The following is a 1,817-nucleotide window of genomic DNA, read 5'->3' on the forward strand; positions in this document are numbered from 1 at the left end:
TTCCTGCGATGCGGACGACACTTCGGTGGACAGATCCTGGGCCCGCGAGGCGGTCGTGGTCAACGTGCCGGCCGAGGCCTCTAACTCGTTCGACGCCGACGATACGGTGTCGACGATCTCGCCGACCGCACGTTCGAACTGGTTGGCCAGATTTCTCATGTCGGCCTTGCGGCTCTCCGCCTGCCGCGCCTCGACCTCGACCTGCTCGTGGCGCAGGCGCTCGGTCTCGACCATGCTTTCCTTGAACACCTGGATCGCCTTGGCCATGTCGCCGATCTCGTCGCGATTGCCGCGGCCCGGGATCTCGACCTTGAGATCGCCACCGGCGAGAGCTCCCATCGCCCGGGTCATCGTGGTCAGCGGTCCGACGATACTGCGCGCGATCAGGAAGGCGACGAGGCCGCCGAACAGAATCGCAAGGCCGCCGGCGACTTCCTGAATCCAGGTCGTATTGGCAATGACGCCATCGGCGGCCGCGCGCGACTTCTGGTAGTCGGCCTTCAATCCGGTCTCCGCCACCTTGAGCTTGTCGACGCTTTCGCCGATCAGGGGGGCGATATTGTTGCGGTAGATTTCATCGGCCTGGAGGATTGCGGCGGAGGTCGTCTCGAAGGCCGCCCTGTAGGTCGAAAGCGAGCTCTTGATCGGCCCGAACGTGGCCTTGACCTCATCCGGCAGACCGGCTTCCGCCAGTGACTTGAGCGCTTGCTGCGCCCGGTCGACATTGGTCCTGAAGGTGGCCGGCCCCTTTGTGTCCCGGACCGCGAGGAAGCGCCAGTTTGCGACACGAACCAGCAGGATCTTGGATTCGAGATCGGTGACGGGGGCGGTCACGCTGGTATCGCCGGTTGCACGCGCGGCGTCGACGAGCTTGCCGGTATTGGCGGTCAGCTCATCGCCGCCGGTGAGCAGAACAGCCTTGCCTTTCGCCGTCTCGTTGACGGCAGCGCCTATGCGCTCCCGCAGCGACTTCATCTTTTCGACGTCACCGATCAGGCCATTGTAGATCTTGAGCCGCTCCTCGGAGACCGTTGACTTGGCCGCGACCTTCAACAGCTCCACCGTCGCCACCTCCCGCTCCGCAGCCTCCTTGAAGTCCGGCTCGTTGGCGTCATAGATGTAGCGAAGATTGGCGCGCCGCAGCGCCTGGAGGTTGATCGAGATTTCCTGAACGCGGGCCGTGTTGTCCGAGAGTGCGGATAGCCGCGCCATCTGGCCCTGGACCGCCCACAAATTCCAGATCGCGACCGCGGCCATGATCAAACCAACGACAACGAGAACCGAAAATCCGGCGTAGAGACGCCCCCGAATTCTGAAACGCAAGCTCGGCATCTTCACCGTCCATCCATAGCAAGAGAGATGGAGTAACCGAACGACTCCCCGACGTCGTAGCGGCCCCCCGCCCAGCCGCAATCACCTTTCGGAGATTCGCGCTGCACTGCGACACCATGAAGAATACTTCTTAATTCAATGCTGCATTTGTCACGCGTCGACTACGGAGGATCGCACGAAAGATGCCGTGGCGATGGCAGGCGCTGCCAGCTCTGCAATCATCTGAACAGGAAAGTGGCAATCGAACTTGTCCGGCGCGGCTTGCGCCAGGATGCGGTGCAAGTCGCGCCGGCGCGGCTTGCGCCAGGATGCGGTGCAAGTCGCCTGCCCGGCAAAGTCGTATCGACGAATTTATACGAGCATCGAGCAGCTGCCCGCACGATCGAGCTGAAGGATCCACCGGCGCCACCATCGCAGGTCCACGCGCTTGCGCGTGGCCTTTTGCTTTCAGGACTCAGGCGGCGTGGACCGAGTTCAGGAACCTG

General features: G+C 62.8%; 1 protein-coding gene. It reads right to left on the bottom strand.

Going from position 1 to position 1,817, the window contains the following annotated elements; genetic code table 11:
• A partial coding sequence (locus XI09_RS05410; protein WP_271565947.1) for a methyl-accepting chemotaxis protein occupies positions 1 to 1,332 on the bottom strand: 1,332 nt, incomplete at its 3' end.
• Positions 1,333 to 1,817: the final 485 nt, after the last annotated feature.

This window comes from Bradyrhizobium sp. CCBAU 11386, assembly GCF_028128955.1.
In the GTDB taxonomy this organism is placed as follows: Bacteria; Pseudomonadota; Alphaproteobacteria; order Rhizobiales; family Xanthobacteraceae; genus Bradyrhizobium.